Annotated in this window: 14 protein-coding genes; 7 read left to right on the top strand and 7 right to left on the bottom strand. The window is 61.1% G+C overall.

Going from position 1 to position 14,956, the window contains the following annotated elements; genetic code table 11:
• On the bottom strand, positions 1-1,647 hold the full coding sequence (locus G9X68_RS21935) for a Na/Pi cotransporter family protein (protein WP_171604210.1): 1,647 nt from the start codon (positions 1,645-1,647) through the stop codon (positions 1-3).
• Between the two features lie 207 nt (positions 1,648-1,854).
• The gene (locus tag G9X68_RS21930; protein ID WP_171604209.1) at positions 1,855-2,316 is read right to left on the bottom strand and encodes a tRNA (cytidine(34)-2'-O)-methyltransferase; all 462 of its coding nucleotides are present in this window, start codon (positions 2,314-2,316) and stop codon (positions 1,855-1,857) included.
• Between the two features lie 385 nt (positions 2,317-2,701).
• Between G9X68_RS21930 and G9X68_RS21925 the strand changes: the two genes are divergently transcribed.
• Positions 2,702-4,558 (top strand): ABC transporter ATP-binding protein, encoded by a 1,857-nt coding sequence (locus tag G9X68_RS21925; RefSeq protein ID WP_171604208.1) that lies wholly within the window; start codon positions 2,702-2,704, stop codon positions 4,556-4,558.
• 109 nt (positions 4,559-4,667) lie between these two features.
• On the opposite strand, the gene G9X68_RS21920 is transcribed toward G9X68_RS21925, so the two are convergent.
• Positions 4,668-4,898, bottom strand: a complete 231-nt coding sequence (locus tag G9X68_RS21920) for a CopG family ribbon-helix-helix protein (RefSeq protein WP_168310631.1) — start codon at positions 4,896-4,898, stop codon at positions 4,668-4,670.
• A 162-nt stretch (positions 4,899-5,060) separates the two neighbouring features.
• Between G9X68_RS21920 and G9X68_RS21915 the strand changes: the two genes are divergently transcribed.
• The gene (locus tag G9X68_RS21915) at positions 5,061-6,974 is read left to right on the top strand and encodes an ABC transporter ATP-binding protein (protein WP_171604207.1); all 1,914 of its coding nucleotides are present in this window, start codon (positions 5,061-5,063) and stop codon (positions 6,972-6,974) included.
• Here the strand turns inward: G9X68_RS21915 and G9X68_RS21910 are convergent.
• The gene (locus G9X68_RS21910) at positions 6,930-7,862 is read right to left on the bottom strand and encodes an endonuclease/exonuclease/phosphatase family protein (RefSeq protein ID WP_171604206.1); all 933 of its coding nucleotides are present in this window, start codon (positions 7,860-7,862) and stop codon (positions 6,930-6,932) included. The two genes, G9X68_RS21915 and G9X68_RS21910, sit on opposite strands and share 45 nt — an antisense overlap.
• A gap of 386 nt (positions 7,863-8,248) precedes the next feature.
• On the opposite strand from G9X68_RS21910, the gene petA reads away from it, so the two are divergent.
• From petA to G9X68_RS21890, 4 genes are all read left to right on the top strand, one after another.
• A complete protein-coding gene (gene petA / locus G9X68_RS21905; RefSeq protein WP_171604205.1) occupies positions 8,249-8,827 on the top strand; it encodes a ubiquinol-cytochrome c reductase iron-sulfur subunit in 579 nt (192 codons plus the stop codon).
• A gap of 14 nt (positions 8,828-8,841) precedes the next feature.
• Complete coding sequence (locus tag G9X68_RS21900; protein ID WP_171604204.1) at positions 8,842-10,122, top strand: cytochrome b; 1,281 nt, start codon at positions 8,842-8,844, stop codon at positions 10,120-10,122.
• A gap of 25 nt (positions 10,123-10,147) precedes the next feature.
• The gene (locus G9X68_RS21895) at positions 10,148-11,029 is read left to right on the top strand and encodes a cytochrome c1 (RefSeq protein WP_171604203.1); all 882 of its coding nucleotides are present in this window, start codon (positions 10,148-10,150) and stop codon (positions 11,027-11,029) included.
• A gap of 115 nt (positions 11,030-11,144) precedes the next feature.
• Positions 11,145-11,687, top strand: a complete 543-nt coding sequence (locus tag G9X68_RS21890) for an adenine phosphoribosyltransferase (RefSeq protein ID WP_003561340.1) — start codon at positions 11,145-11,147, stop codon at positions 11,685-11,687.
• A 24-nt stretch (positions 11,688-11,711) separates the two neighbouring features.
• On the opposite strand, the gene G9X68_RS21885 is transcribed toward G9X68_RS21890, so the two are convergent.
• Together G9X68_RS21885 and G9X68_RS21880 are read right to left on the bottom strand one after the other, a co-directional pair.
• Positions 11,712-12,179, bottom strand: coding sequence for a MaoC family dehydratase (locus G9X68_RS21885; RefSeq protein ID WP_171604202.1), 468 nt, complete (start codon positions 12,177-12,179; stop codon positions 11,712-11,714).
• A complete protein-coding gene (locus tag G9X68_RS21880) occupies positions 12,176-12,667 on the bottom strand; it encodes a MaoC family dehydratase (RefSeq protein ID WP_171604201.1) in 492 nt (163 codons plus the stop codon). Before G9X68_RS21880 ends, G9X68_RS21885 begins: the two co-directional genes overlap by 4 nt.
• 81 nt (positions 12,668-12,748) lie before the next feature.
• Between G9X68_RS21880 and G9X68_RS21875 the strand changes: the two genes are divergently transcribed.
• Complete coding sequence (locus tag G9X68_RS21875; protein ID WP_171604200.1) at positions 12,749-13,831, top strand: hypothetical protein; 1,083 nt, start codon at positions 12,749-12,751, stop codon at positions 13,829-13,831.
• Between the two features lie 15 nt (positions 13,832-13,846).
• On the opposite strand, the gene ychF is transcribed toward G9X68_RS21875, so the two are convergent.
• Positions 13,847-14,950: a redox-regulated ATPase YchF gene (gene ychF / locus G9X68_RS21870; protein ID WP_027664117.1), complete on the bottom strand. Its 1,104-nt coding sequence runs from the start codon at positions 14,948-14,950 to the stop codon at positions 13,847-13,849.
• Positions 14,951-14,956: the final 6 nt, after the last annotated feature.

Genomic DNA, 14,956 nt, shown 5'->3' with positions numbered 1-14,956 from the left:
TCACTTCGCAGTCGCCCGCACGCGGCTTTCGATCAGCAGGCCGTTTTCATCCATGATCGGATGTGCCACCGAGACGATGTGGGCGTTGATGCGCTTCAGGTCGCGCAACATGTCGAGATGCAGCGAACTCGTCTGCAGGCTGTCGGCGCGGCCGTCGCGCAGGCGTTCGAGGTGACGCTCGGCAGACTGTTTTTCCATCCGGCGCACCTCGACCTTTACCTCCATCATCTGGCGCGCGAGATTGAAATCACGGGTGACGAAGATCGTCTGGGCGACGCGCAGATTATCGATCGTCAGATCGAACAGCTTGCGCAGTTCCTGATGACCATCCTCTGAAAATTTCAGGCCAAGGGAGATCTTCTTCGCCACCTGTTCCAGCAAGCCCTTCTCGATGATATCGCCCATATGTTCGAGGTTGATCGCATAATCGATGACGACGATCGAGCGGCGGGCATTCTCGTCGCTGAGACCCTCGCGGCCGAGCTTCGAGAGATAGACCTTCACCGCCTGCTGCAGCCGGTCGACGCGCTCTTCGAGGGCGGATATCTCGGCAAGCTTGGATGCGTCGTTACGCTCGAAGGCTTCGGAGACCCGGATCAGCATGCGCTCGATCAAGTCGCCGACGCCGAGCACTTCGCGGGTAGCGCTGGCGAGGGCCACGACCGGCGTCGAAAGCTCCTGCGCATCCAGATATTTTGGGGCGCTGTCAGGCTCGGCCTGATCCGGCACTAGCCGGGCCATCAGGGCGGCGAGCGGCCGGGAGAATGGCCAGGCCAGCGCCGCCAGCAGAAGGTTGAAGGCAAGATGCGCGTCGACCGGCAGCTTGGCAGGACCGAAGGGCAGCATTTGGATGAGTTCCGCGCCATATCCCGCCAGCGGCAGGGCGATGAGGCAGCCAAGCGCGCGGACGGTGAGATTGCCGAGGGTGACGCGCCGAGCCGAGACCGGGCCGGACAATGTCGCGACGACGGGCGGTATTGCGCCGCCGAGATTGGCGCCGAGCACGAGCACGATGACGAGTTCGGCGGAGACCATGCCGGCCGAGGCGAGCGACAGGATGAGCACCACCACTGCAAGGCTCGACGAGGACGCGAAGGCAAGTGCTGCCGAGACGATCATTGCCACGGGCAGGGCGCTGTCCAGCAGGCCGATGAAGGCGGCAAGGGCGGGAGAGGCGCGCATCGGTTCCGTCGCAAGGCCAAGGAGGTGCAGCGACAACAGCATCAGCCCGATGCCGATCAGCGCTGTGCCGCCGCCCTGGCTGGTGCTTGAACGGCCGCGGTAAAGCACCATGCCAACAAGAATCAGAAGAGGAGAGAGCCATTCGATGCCGGTGGCGACGATCCAGGCGGTGATCGCGGTGCCGACATTGGCGCCGAGCAGGACAATCTGCGCCATGCGCGGCTTGATCAGGTCACGCTCGACGAAGGAGGCGGTCATCAGCGCTGTTGCCGTGGAACTCTGCAGCGCGATGGTCGCGACAAGGCCTGACAGGAAAGAACGAAGACCGCCGCGTGTGCCGGTCGCCAGACCTGTTCTCAGGCGGGCGCCGAAGGCCCTGGACACGCCATCTTTCACCTGCGCGAGGCCGAACAGCAGCAGAGCCACGGCGCCGAACAGGTTGATCATGATGATTGTAGAGTCCATTTTGTTGTTTTTATTCTTCTTTCACAGATATCGAGAAGTGCGGTTTGGTCATTCCAACTTATTGGAATCGTGGAGGCCAATACTGAATTTTTGATTGCTCGGCTAATAAATATACGCCGGTTTGACGGATAGACAACGCTATTCTGCGACATATTCTGGAGTGGATCGGCAATTCCGCGGGCTTTGCTCCGCCGGCGCCCGCTTTTGTCAGGCCCAGACGGTTTGGCGCATCGCCTCGCCGACGATCATCGCGGCCGAAACAGCGACGTTGATCGAGCGCTGGCCGTCGACCATCGGGATCAGGATGCCTGCATCGGCTGCTTCATGAACCTGATCCGGCACGCCGGCGCTTTCGCGGCCGAAGAGCAGGACATCGTCCGGGCGGAAGGCAAAATCGGTGTAGCGCTCCGCAGCCTTGGTCGAGGCGAGGATCAGGCGGCGGCCGGTGGTCAGACGCCACGCCTCGAAGCGGTCCCAGCTGACATGGCGGGTGAGGGCGGCGGTGGCGATATAGTCCATGCCGGCCCGTTTCAGGTTGCGGTCGGAGATGTCGAAGCCGGCGGGTTCAATTAGATCGACCGCGAAGCCAAGGCAGGCGGCAAGACGCAGGATAGTGCCGGTATTGCCGGGAATATCCGGCTGATAGAGTGCCAGTCTGAGTGAAGTCATGATGCGCCGTTTTCCGCTTTCGCCGCTCAAGGCCTAATGCAACTGTGATTTCGGCGCAACAGGGCGCGTTTTGACCCGAAGAGATGAAATTTTTGGCACAACAGGGCTGGAAAATTCCTCGTTTTCGCGTTATCGGTGCATATCTTCAATCGCCAGCAAGGAGCGCCAGAATGAATATTTTGCTGTATGTGCGCCTCCCGGCCGTGATGCCAAGCGGTGCGATTTTCCGCCGATAGTGCGGGTTTCTTCCCTGAATTTCCTTTTTTGATCCATTGTGCGGCTGTCTCAGCCTCGCCCCTTGAACGTTCGGTTCCCATATGTGCTTGCATAGCGCTGGGATGGCGCGAAGCCGGGAGCCGGAACGCTGACGTTTCGGAGCAATTTCATGTTTGGCTGGTTCGAACAGCGACTCAATCCCTTTCCAAGCGAGGATCCTGTCGCCCCGCCGAAAGGTCTCTTTGCCTTTTGCTGGCATTACAGCAAGCCGGCTGCGCCCTGGCTCGGCTTGATGGCCGTGCTGACCGCGCTGATCGCTATCGGCGAAGTGGCGCTCTTCCAGTTCCTCGGCGACATCGTCGACTGGCTGACCAATGCCGACCGCGCCACGTTCCTGGAGAGAGAAGGCCACAAGCTTTTCTGGATGGCGGCGCTGGTGCTGGTCGGCCTGCCGCTGACGGCCGGGCTCGATTCTCTCATCATGCATCAGATGATGCTCGGCAATTATCCGATGATCGCACGCTGGCAGATGCACCGCTTCCTGCTGCGCCACAGCATGTCGTTCTTCGCCAACGAGTTTGCCGGGCGTGTCGCCACCAAGGTGATGCAGACCTCGCTTGCCGTACGCGAAACGGTGATGAAGATCCTCGACGTCTTCGTCTATGTCGTCACCTACTTCCTGACGATGATCATCGTGATTGCGGCGGCGGACTGGCGGCTAATGATCCCGATCCTCGTCTGGCTCGCGGTCTATATCAGCATCGTCGCCTATTTCGTGCCGCGGCTTCGCAAGATCGCGGCGGCGCAGGCGGATGCGCGTTCGATGATGACGGGCCGCGTGGTCGACAGCTATACGAATATCGCGACGGTCAAGCTGTTTTCGCATGCGGGCCGCGAGGAGGTCTATGCCAAGGAGGGCATGGACGAGTTCCTGCAGACCGTACACAAGCAGATGCGCAAGGTGACGCTTTTCCACATCAGCGTCTATCTGAACAACTGCGTTGCGCTCTTCGTCATCTCGGGCCTGTCGATCTGGTTCTGGCTGAACGGAGCGATCTCGGTCGGCGCCATCGCCATCGCCATTGGTCTTGCCATGCGCGTCAACGGCATGTCGCAATGGATCATGTGGGAAGTCTCGGCGCTGTTCGAGAATATCGGCACGGTCTATGACGGCATGGAGATGATGAGCAAACAGCACGACATCGTCGACAAGCCGGGCGCACCCACCCTGACGGCGAAGAAGGGTGCGATCCACTATGATCGCATCCGCTTCCACTATGGCAAGAGTAAGGGCGTCATCGACAACCTGTCGCTCGACATCAAGGCGGGCGAGAAGGTCGGCCTGGTCGGTCGCTCCGGCGCCGGCAAGACGACGCTGATGAACCTGTTGCTGCGCTTCTACGACCTGGAGGCCGGCCGCATCACCATCGACGGGCAGGACATCGCCGGCGTCTCGCAGGAAAGCCTGCGTTCGCTGATCGGCGTGGTGACGCAGGACACCTCGCTGTTGCATCGCTCGATCCGCGACAACATCGCCTATGGTCGTCCCGAAGCAACGGACGACGAGGTGATCGAGGCCGCCAAACGCGCCAATGCCTGGGAGTTCATCGAAGGCCTCGTCGACATGCAGGGCCGCGCAGGGCTCGACGCGCAAGTCGGCGAACGCGGCGTCAAGCTCTCCGGCGGCCAGCGGCAGCGTGTCACGATCGCCCGCGTCTTCCTGAAGGACGCGCCGATCCTCGTGCTCGACGAGGCGACCTCGGCGCTCGATTCGGAAGTCGAGGCGGCGATCCAGGAGAACCTCTTCGCCTTGATGGAGGGCAAGACGGTGATCGCCATCGCCCACCGGCTGTCGACGCTGACGGAGATGGACCGGCTGATCGTGCTCGACAAGGGCCGGATCATCGAGGCCGGCTCGCACAGCGAACTGATCGAGGCAGGCGGTATCTATGCCGATCTCTGGAACCGCCAGTCCGGCGGCTTCCTCTCCGATCACGCCGACGAAGCGGAAGAGGCTGCGGAATAAGATGAAAGAGGCCCTCCCTGCGAAAGCGGAGAGGGCCTCTTGAATTCTGAGGGTGGCTTGCAGCTTGCCGACGGTGCTGAAGGCCTGAGCGCGTTTGCGTCCTATCCGCTCAAAGGCTGTCGGCCCAATCGATCACGCGGTGAGTTTCGACGACCATCATGGTGTTGGCGGCGGCGATCGTGCGCAGCGCGACGAGGCGGCGGTGCTCCTCCTGATCGATCCAGGTGGCAATGGCCTCGGCGACGATCTCGTCGCGCGGCAACCCCAGAGCGAATGCCAGGGCATCCAGCCTTTCTGCAAGCGGAAGCGGAACATGCACATCGAGCATTTTCGTTTCCATGGACGTGGTCTCCGGTAAAGCGCGATCGTAACGTCAGATTGTGACCGGTTCGGGGGCATTCAATGGGTATGCCGCCGATGTTACCGATAATTACCAAAATATAACATTCTGTCCGCTTTTCATTCCCTTTGCCGGTCCGGCTAATCCGCCTATATCGCTTCTATGTTGCTGAACCCCATCCTCCGCCGGTTCGAAACCTGGATCGATCCATTCCGCCCACGCGCCAATCTCCAGCCGCCGCGCTCGACGCTCGGATTCATCTGGTTCTATATCGGCCAGGCGAGGATGCCGTTCATCGCCATGCTCGTTCTCGGCGGCACATCGGCGGCGATCGAGGCGGCGCTCTTCTGGTTTGTCGGGCGGCTCGTCGATATCCTCGGCAGCATCACGCCGGGTGCCGGCTGGAGCGGCCTTCTCGCAGCCCATGGCGGCGAATTGTTCGGCATGCTCGCCCTCATCGGGCTCGTACGCTTCGTCGTCGCCTTCCTGATTGCCCTCATCGACCAGCAGGTAATCACGCCGGGCTTCTACAATCTCGCACGCTGGCAATCCTATCTCCACGTCTCCAGACAGTCGCTGTCGTTCTTCCAGAGCGATTTTTCCGGACGCATCGTCACCAAGGTCTGGTCGGCGGGGCAGGCCACTGGCGATCTCGTCACCTCGCTGATGGAAAGTGTCTGGTTCGTCGGCATCTATGCCGTAACGACGCTCGTGCTCGTCGCTCGGCTGGACTTTTCCCTTGCCGCCGTCGTGCTGTTCTGGCTTGGCGCCTTCAGTCTGCTTGCCCGCCACTTCGTCCCGCGGATCCGCCATCATTCCCGCGAAACGGCGGAAGCCGGATCGATGCTGAACGGCAGGATGGTCGACTCCTACAGCAACATGCAAACGTTGAAGCTGTTTGCACGCGACGAGGAGAGCGACCGCTACATGCGGCAGGGCTTCGATATCTATCAGGATACGGTGCTGCGCTTCACGCGTTTCATCACCGGCGTCAGGGCCTCGATGGCGCTGCTCTCCGGCCTGATGATCGTGACGATGGCGGGATTGAGCGTCGATCTGTGGCTGCGCGGCCTGGTCAGCTCCGGTGCCGTGGCATTCTCGCTGGCACTGGTGCTCAGGCTGAATTTCCTGCTCGGACGGTTGATGACGCAGTTCAATGGCATCATGCGCAATCTCGGCACGATCCAGAATGCCGCCGAGCTGATCTCCCAGCCTCTGGGGCTCGTCGATCGGCCGAATGCCAAAAGCTTGGTGATCCGGCAACCCGGTGTCCGCTTCGATAATGTTTCCTTCCGCTACGGCAAGGGCCACCAGCCGGTCGTCGAGAATTTCTCGCTGACCATCCGCCCGGGCGAAAAGGTCGGGATCGTCGGCCGTTCGGGCGCCGGGAAATCGACGCTGATGAACCTGCTGCTGCGCCTTTACGATATTCAGGATGGCCGCATTCTGATCGACGGCCAGGATATATCAGCCATGACGCAGGAATCGCTGAGGATGCAGATCGGTGTCGTCAGCCAGGACACCTCGCTGCTGCATCGTTCGGTGCGCGACAACATCCTGTTCGGACGGCCGGATGCCGGCGAGGAAGGGCTGGTCGAGGCGGCCAGGCGCGCCGAAGCCATAGACTTCATCGCCCGCCTGCAGGATCAGCAGGGCCGCAGAGGCTTCGATGCGCATGTCGGCGAACGCGGGGTCAAACTGTCAGGCGGGCAACGGCAGCGCATCGCCATTGCCCGCGTCATGCTGAAGGACGCCCCGATCCTCGTTCTCGACGAGGCGACATCGGCGCTCGATTCGGAAGTGGAAGAGGCGATCCAGTCCAATCTCCATCAGATCATGGAGGGCAAGACGGTGCTTGCGATCGCCCATCGGCTGTCGACGATCGCTGCTCTCGACCGGCTGATCGTCGTCGACCTCGGACGGATCATCGAGGAAGGCAGCCATGACGCACTGCTTCGCCACGGCGGGCTCTACGCCGAACTTTGGGCACGCCAGTCCGGCGGCTTCCTTGCTACGGATGAGGATGCGGGCTCAAGGGTCGACGACGAATTCCGCCATGAGGCCAAAATGATTTGATCCGAAGCCGTTCTCGATGCGGCGGACCGATTTCAGCCGCAGCGGCGCCCGGGTAAAGATATGATCGATCGGAATTCCGAAGGCGCCGGCACGGATCGGCCATGTCGCGGGCTCCAGCGATGCCGTGCCCAAGCCTTGAGTGCGCATGAGATACTGCACGTCGGGCGCGAGAATCGACGTATTGAAATCACCGGCGAGAACGAGCGGTCCCGAAAGGGTAGGGATGACCTCCGCGAGATCCCAGACCTCCAGGCCGTGGAACTCGTCGTAATAGGGTTTGGTCAGGTGCGCGGCGAGGAAATTGACCTTCTGGCCATCGAAATCGATCGTCGAGATCGTCAGCCGGTTGCGCCAGAGCAGGCCGAGATTGCGGATGCGGGGTTCGATCAGCGGACGCTTCGACAGCACCAGCGTATCGCATTGCTCCATGCCGACACCGCAGCCGATATAATAGGGATAGGTCTTCAACAATCGCGGCAGTTCCGACAGCAGCGGCTCGGCCTCCAGGATGTTGACGACATCGGCGCCTGAGGCGATGACCATGTCGGCGATGTCAGGGCCGTTTGCGAAATTATCGTTCTCGATATTGAAGGACATCAACCTGAACAGGGCCGGGCGGCTCTCCTCCACAGCCGGCTCGACGAATTCGCGCATCATGACGACACCGTGGATGGCAAGGACCACCGATACCGCGAGGGTCAGCAGGCCATACCAGTGCCGCTTGACGAGAAGGGCGGCCACCGAGGCCACCGCGCCGGCTGCCGCCAGATGAACCTGGAAGCTATAAAAGAAGGAGAGCAGATAGAAATCGGTGACGTATCGCAGGGAGACGATGGCGAGAACGAGCGTCGTAAGAACGCTGAATACGCAATAAATCGTGTCTCTCATCCGCTCCGGTCCGGCTCACTGGCATGGCTAGAGCATTTCCGTTTTTCTTCGAATCACGGAAATGCTCTAGCTTTTTGTTTTCACGCAATTCCGGACGCAAAACCGCTACACACTTTTGCTGGAATAGCTCTAGGACTGCGCCTATCACGAGGGCATTTTTGTTGCAATGCAACATAATGGCAAGCGCGTGTTTGCCTTAAAAAATTCATCCGAAATTTCCCGCGACATTGTGCCCTCATCCCCTTGCCAAGGCTGGACATAATTTGCGATCAAGCATAGAACGCGCCGGATTGCCGGGGAATCTATGGCCGAATTGTGTCTGGAGAGATTCGCCGGTAGAGGGGGCAGGGCGGAATTCCGCGAAAATTGCGCAGAGGATGTTAGCCGTGAGCGAACACGTAACGACAAGCGAGGGCACGGGCGAACCCACTCGCCGTGATTTCCTTTATCTCACCACTGGTATGGCAGGCGCCGTCGGCGCCGTCGCGGTCGCTTGGCCGTTTATCGATCAGATGCGTCCTGACGCTTCGACGCTTGCTCTCGCCTCCATCGAAGTCGACGTTGCCAGCCTCGAGCCCGGCATGTCGCTGACAGTCAAGTGGCGCGGCAAGCCGATCTTCATCCGCAATCGCACGCCGGAAGAAGTAAAGGCCGCAGCCGATGTTCCGGTGTCGGACCTTAAGGATCCGGCAGCCCGCAATGCAAACCTTCCTGCCGAGGCTCAGGCAACGGGCGTCGACCGCTCGGGCGGCGAAGGCAAGGAAAACTGGATCGTCATGGTCGGTACCTGCACTCATCTCGGTTGCGTCCCGCTCGGCCAGGCCGGCGAATACAATGGTTGGTTCTGTCCCTGCCATGGCTCGGTCTACGACACGGCCGGCCGCATCCGGAAGGGTCCTGCGCCTGAGAACTTGGCGATCCCGACCTTTTCATTCGTGTCCGATACCAAAATCAAGATCGGTTGAGGGGAGACTGATTCATGAGTGGCCATTCCAGCTACGAACCATCAACCGGCTTCGAGAAATGGGTCGATGCGCGCCTGCCGCTGCCGCGCATGGTCTATGACAGCTTCGTGGCATATCCGGTTCCGAGAAACCTGAACTATGCCTATACCTTCGGAGCCATGCTCTCCGTCATGCTGGTCGTGCAGATCCTGACGGGCGTCGTACTCGCCATGCATTACGCCGCCGACACGGCGATTGCATTCAACTCCGTTGAAAAGATCATGCGCGACGTGAACCACGGCTGGCTGCTGCGCTACATGCATGCCAACGGTGCATCCTTCTTCTTCGTCGCCGTCTACCTGCATATCGCCCGCGGCCTCTATTACGGTTCCTACAAGGCGCCGCGTGAAATCCTCTGGATCCTCGGCGTCGTCATCTACCTCCTGATGATGGCGACCGGCTTCATGGGCTACGTCCTGCCCTGGGGCCAGATGTCCTTCTGGGGCGCGACCGTCATCACCGGCTTCTTCTCGGCCTTCCCGATGATCGGTGAATCGCTCCAGCAGTTCCTGCTCGGCGGCTTTGCCGTCGAACAGCCGACGCTGAACCGCTTCTTCTCGCTCCACTACCTGCTGCCCTTCATGATCGCCGGCGTCGTCGTCCTGCACATCTGGGCGCTGCACGTCACCGGCCAGACGAACCCGACTGGCGTCGAGGTCAAGACGAAGACGGACACGGTGCGCTTCACGCCCTATGCGACCATGAAGGATGCGCTCGGCGTATCGGTCTTCCTGCTGGTCTATGCCTATTTCGTCTTCTACATGCCGAACTTCCTCGGCCATGCCGACAACTACATCCCGGCCGACCCGTTGAAGACGCCGGCCCACATCGTTCCGGAATGGTATTTCCTGCCGTTCTACGCGATGCTGCGTTCGATCACCTTCAACATCGGCCCGATCGACTCCAAGCTCGGCGGCGTGCTGGTGATGTTCGGTGCGATCATCGTGCTGTTCTTCCTGCCCTGGCTCGACACTTCCAAGGTTCGCTCCGCGGTCTACCGTCCCTGGTACAAGCTGTTCTACTGGCTGTTCGTGATCAACGCGATCATCCTCGGCTGGCTCGGATCGCAGCCGGCGGAAGGTGACTTCGTCTGGATCTCTCAGGTCTGCACGCTCCTCTACTTCGCATTCTTCCTGGTTGCCATGCCGGTGCTCGGCCTGGTGGAAACGCCGCGCCGCATCCCGAACTCGATCACCGAAGCGGTGCTCGAGAAGCGCAACAAGACAGCTGCCGCCAGCGCAGCGGCCAATGCGTAAGCGCGCGACGGAAGGGAACAGAAACATGAAAACGCTTGTTGCAAGCATTCTCTCGCTCGCTGTCGTTGCCGGTCTCAGCGGCGCGGCTCTGGCCGAGGAGGCGCCCGCCAACGGTGCGGCTCCGGCCCATCACGCGGAAGGTGAGACGCCGCATTATCCGCTGAAGCATCCGAAGGAGGAGGAATGGTCTTTCGCCGGTCCGTTCGGCCATTACGACAAGGGCCAGCTCCAGCGCGGCCTCAAGGTCTACACGGAAGTCTGTGCAGCCTGTCATTCGATGAAGCTCGTGCCTTTCCGCATGCTCGACGAACTCGGCTATTCCGAGGCGCAGGTGAAGGCCTTCGCCGCGAATTACGAGGTCCAGGACGGTCCCGACGCCAGCGGCGAGATGTTTACCCGCAAGGCGGTTCCTTCCGATTACTTCCCGTCGCCTTTCCCCAATGCTGAAGCCGCGGCTGCTTCCAACAATGGCGCGGCTCCGCCCGATTTTTCGCTGATCGCCAAGGCCCGCTCAGTCGAGCGCGGCTTTCCGCAGTTCGTTTTCGACATTTTCACGCAATATCAGGAAAGCGGCCCGGACTATATCCACGCACTGCTGACCGGCTATGAAGAGCCGCCGGCCGGTTTCCAGGTGCCGCAGGGCGGACATTATAACCCTTATTTCAATGCTGCCGCCGTCCTTGCCATGCCGAAGCCGCTCTCTGACGGCCAGGTGACCTATGACGATGGCGCGCCGGCGACAGTCGACCAGTATTCGAGGGACGTTACCGCCTTCCTGATGTGGGCCGCTGAGCCGCATCTCGATGAGCGCAAGCGCACCGGCTTCATGGTCATGATCTTCCTGGCGATCTTCACGGTGCTGATCTTCCTGACGAAGCGCTCGATCTACGCCAACAAGGAACATTGAGCGGTTCCCCGCCGAATTTCGAAAGGCGGCCTACGGGCCGCCTTTTTTGTTGGTTCCGCCCCTGGCAATTGATAAAGTCCGGCCAGTTTCATGCGTTCGCAGATATGGATTTTCCATGAACAATACGACTTCGGAGCTCGCAGCCAGCATCCGCTCCATTCCCGACTATCCCAAGCCCGGCATCATCTTCCGCGACATCACCACGCTGCTCGGCAACCCTCGGGCTTTCCGCCGGGCGGTCGATGAACTCGTGCAGCCCTATGCCGGCACGAAGATCGACAAGATCGCCGGCATGGAGGCGCGCGGCTTCATCCTCGGCGGCGCGGTGGCGCACCAGCTTTCCTCAGGCTTCGTACCGATCCGCAAGAAAGGCAAGCTGCCGCACGAGACCGTGCGGATCGCCTACAGCCTGGAATATGGTGTCGACGAGATGGAGATGCATCGCGATGCTGTCCAGCCCGGCGAGAAGGTGATCCTGGTCGACGACCTGATCGCCACCGGCGGCACGGCGGTCGGCGCAACGAAGCTGCTGCGCCAGATCGGCGCGGAAGTGGTCGGCGCCTGTTTCGTCATCGACCTGCCGGATCTTGGCGGCCGCAAGAAGCTGGAAGAACTCGGCGTCGTCGTGCATACGCTGGTCGAATTCTCCGGTCACTGAGCCCTCCTCCTACTGGCTGCAGCGTCAGTCGAATTCGAGCACGCCGCTTTCAAAGCGGATAACGGCATCGCCATTTTGATTGACGCCCTCGCAGAGGATGGTGTTGAGGTGCCATCCCGGCCGCGACGCGAGCGCCCGGCTGGAGAGGAAGGCGACGGAATAGGTCACGACGTCGCCGACGAAGACCGGCCGTAACCATTGCAGTTTCTGGAAACCGGGTGACGGGCCGAGGTTCGGCGACGTCTGGCCATTTTGCGCGAGTGCGGCGCTCTGTCTTTCCCAAAAGGCGAGGAAGGTTCGCATCCAGGCGGCGGTGGTGTGCCAGCCCGAGGCGCAGAGATCGCCGAAGAGGGTGTCTTTGGCAGCTTCTTTGTCGACGTGGAAACGCTGCGGATCGTAGCGCTTCGCGAAACGGATGATGTTTTCCTCGGTAAAAGTGTAGCTGCCGATCTCGGCCTTCTCGCCAACCGCGTAAAGCTCGGACATCCTCATGCTGATGTCTCCCGGTTTATGCCGATTTCCGCGGGCCGGGCGCGCATGCCGAACATGACCGAATTCTCCGAGACGCAGACGAGTTCGCCGCGCTGGTTTTCCACCTCGTGGCGAAACTTGACGATGCCCATGCCGGGGCGCGATCGCATCGGCCGGGCTTCAAGCACGGTCGAGTGGCCGGACAGCGTGTCGCCGGCAAGTACCGGCTTTCGCCATTCCATCAGATCGACGCCCGGCGCACCTTCGCAGAGCGAATGCAGCACGTAACTGTCGGCCATCATGCGCATGAACATCGAAGAGGTATGCCAGCCGGAGGCGGCAAGGCCGCCGAGAATGCTGGCGCGGCCGGCAGCCTCATCGAGATGCATCGGCTGCGGGTCGAATTCACTTGCGAACTCAATGATTTCCTCGGTGGTCACCGGCTTCGGGCCAAGCGCGAAGCGGCGGCCGGGCTGGAAATCCTCGAAGGAAAGCTTTTCTGCCGACATTCGCTCCTCCCGCCATATGCAGCGCACAATGCTTACAATAGCATCCGCGCGGGCTCAATGATTCCGGGGAGATAAACCGGCATGACTGAACTAAGGTCGATACTCGATGAGGCAGTGCGCCAGGAGCTGATTTCGCCGGAGGCGGGCGGGCGGCTTTTGCCGTTCCTGACGGAACGCGGGGTCGTCGTCGCTGAGGTACAGCCGGCAATGGCGGCGGAGGGGCAAGCCTGGTCGGATACTGAGACGCCACGTTTCGTGCGCGGCTTCCACGACGTGCTGATCACCATCGGCGTCGTGGTGGCGCTCGGCGGCCTCTGGGGGCTTGCCGCACTTTATGCCGTGCTGCCTGCAATCATCGTGCTTTCGGAAATCCTGGTGCGCCGCCAGCGGCTTGCCTTGCCAGCAGTCAGCCTGACGATCGCGTTGTTCTGCTGGACATGTCTGTTGATGTCCCATTTCTTCCCGCCGTGGACGCCGACTTCCCAATCCTTCGGAGCGGAGGCGACGCAGTTCGTCGCGGGCTTCCCAATCATTCTCGGCGTCTATTATGCGTGCTACCGCGTGCCGCTGTCGCTGGCGCTCTGCATCATGTCCGTGCTTGCCTTCGTCCTCACGCTGCTTTTGCGCCTGGTGCAGTGGGCAAGCGGTAATCCGGCGTTTTTCCTCGATCATCCCGTCGTGCTGGCGCTGGTTGCCCTCATCTGCGCGCTGGGACTGCTTGGGACGGCGCTTTATTTCGATCTCGGCGACCGTTTTCGGCGGACAACGCGTTCGGATATTGCTTTCTGGCTGCATCTCGGCGCCGCGCCGGCGTTGCTCTACAGCACCGTTTCCCTTCTGTCCCTGGGGGAAGGTGTCCGTATCTTTGACGTAGGGAACATGTCAGCCCGGACGCCTGTGGTCGTCGCGACCGTCGCGGCGTTGATGCTGATCGGCCTCATCATCGACCGGCGCGCCTTCGTTACCTCCGGGCTGCTATCGCTCGGCGTTGCGATCTTCGGTGTCGTGCGGAAGGGAGATGCGACCGTCGATACCTATATCTTTACGACGCTGATTGTTGTCGGCGCGATCGTGCTCATTATCGGAACGGGCTGGATGCCGCTTCGGCGGCTGGTGCTCAGGGCACTGCCTCCGGCAATCGCAAAAAGGCTGCCGCCCGGCTAGGCGGCAGCGATTTCATCAGGTGTTGAAGCGGAAATGGATGACGTCGCCGTCCTGGACGACATATTCCTTGCCTTCGTCGCGCGCCTTGCCGGCATCCTTGGCGCCGACTTCGCCGTTGTATTTGATGTAGTCGTCATAGGCGATGGTGTTGGCGCGGATGAAGCCGCGCTCGAAATCCGAATGGATGACGCCGGCGGCCTGCGGCGCCTTGGTGCCGCGCTCGATCGTCCAGGCGCGCGTTTCCTTCGGGCCGACAGTGAAATAGGTGATGAGGTGGAGCAGCTTGTAGCCGGCGCGGATCAGCCGGTCGAGGCCCGCCTCGTCAAGGTCGAGGGCGGAGAGGAATTCCTTGGCTTCTTCTTCCGGAAGCTGGGCAACCTCCGCTTCGATCGCCGCCGAGATGACGACGGTTTCGGCACCCTGTTCCTTCGCCATGACGGCAACGGCTTCGGTGAATTCGTTGCCGGTCGAAGCATCGCCTTCGGCGACGTTGCAGACGTAGAGCACCGGATGCGAGGTCAGAAGATTGAGGCTCTTGAGGATGACGATTTCTTCGGCGTCGAGCGTCGACAGCAGCGTGCGAACCGGCTTGCCTTCGTTGAGCAGCTTCAGCGAGGCTTCCATGATCGGCAGCATCGCCACCGAATCCTTGTCCTTGCCGGTGGCGCGCTTGCGCGTCTGCTCGGTGCGGCGCTCCAGGCTTTCAAGATCGGCAAGCATCAGCTCGGTCTCGATCGTCTCGGCATCGGCGACCGGATTGATGCGGCCCTCGACATGAGTGATGTCGCTGTCTTCGAAGCAGCGGAGCACATGGACGATGGCGTCGACCTCGCGGATATTGGCGAGAAACTGGTTGCCGAGGCCTTCGCCCTTCGAGGCGCCGCGCACCAGGCCGGCGATATCGACGAAGGAGATGCGGGTCGGGATCAGTTCCTTGGACTTGGCGATGTCGGCAAGCTTGCGCATGCGCGGATCGGGAACGGCGACTTCGCCGGTGTTCGGCTCGATGGTGCAGAAGGGATAGTTCGCCGCCTGTGCGGCGGCCGTCTTGGTGAGCGCGTTGAAGAGGGTCGATTTGCCGACATTCGGCAGACCGACGATACCGCATTTGAAGCCCATGGCTCG

It is taken from the genome of Rhizobium changzhiense, assembly GCF_013087625.1.
In the GTDB taxonomy this organism is placed as follows: Bacteria; Pseudomonadota; Alphaproteobacteria; order Rhizobiales; family Rhizobiaceae; genus Rhizobium; species Rhizobium sophorae.
Note: the sequence above shows the minus strand (reverse complement) of the source record. Positions and strands in the feature narration are given on the sequence as shown.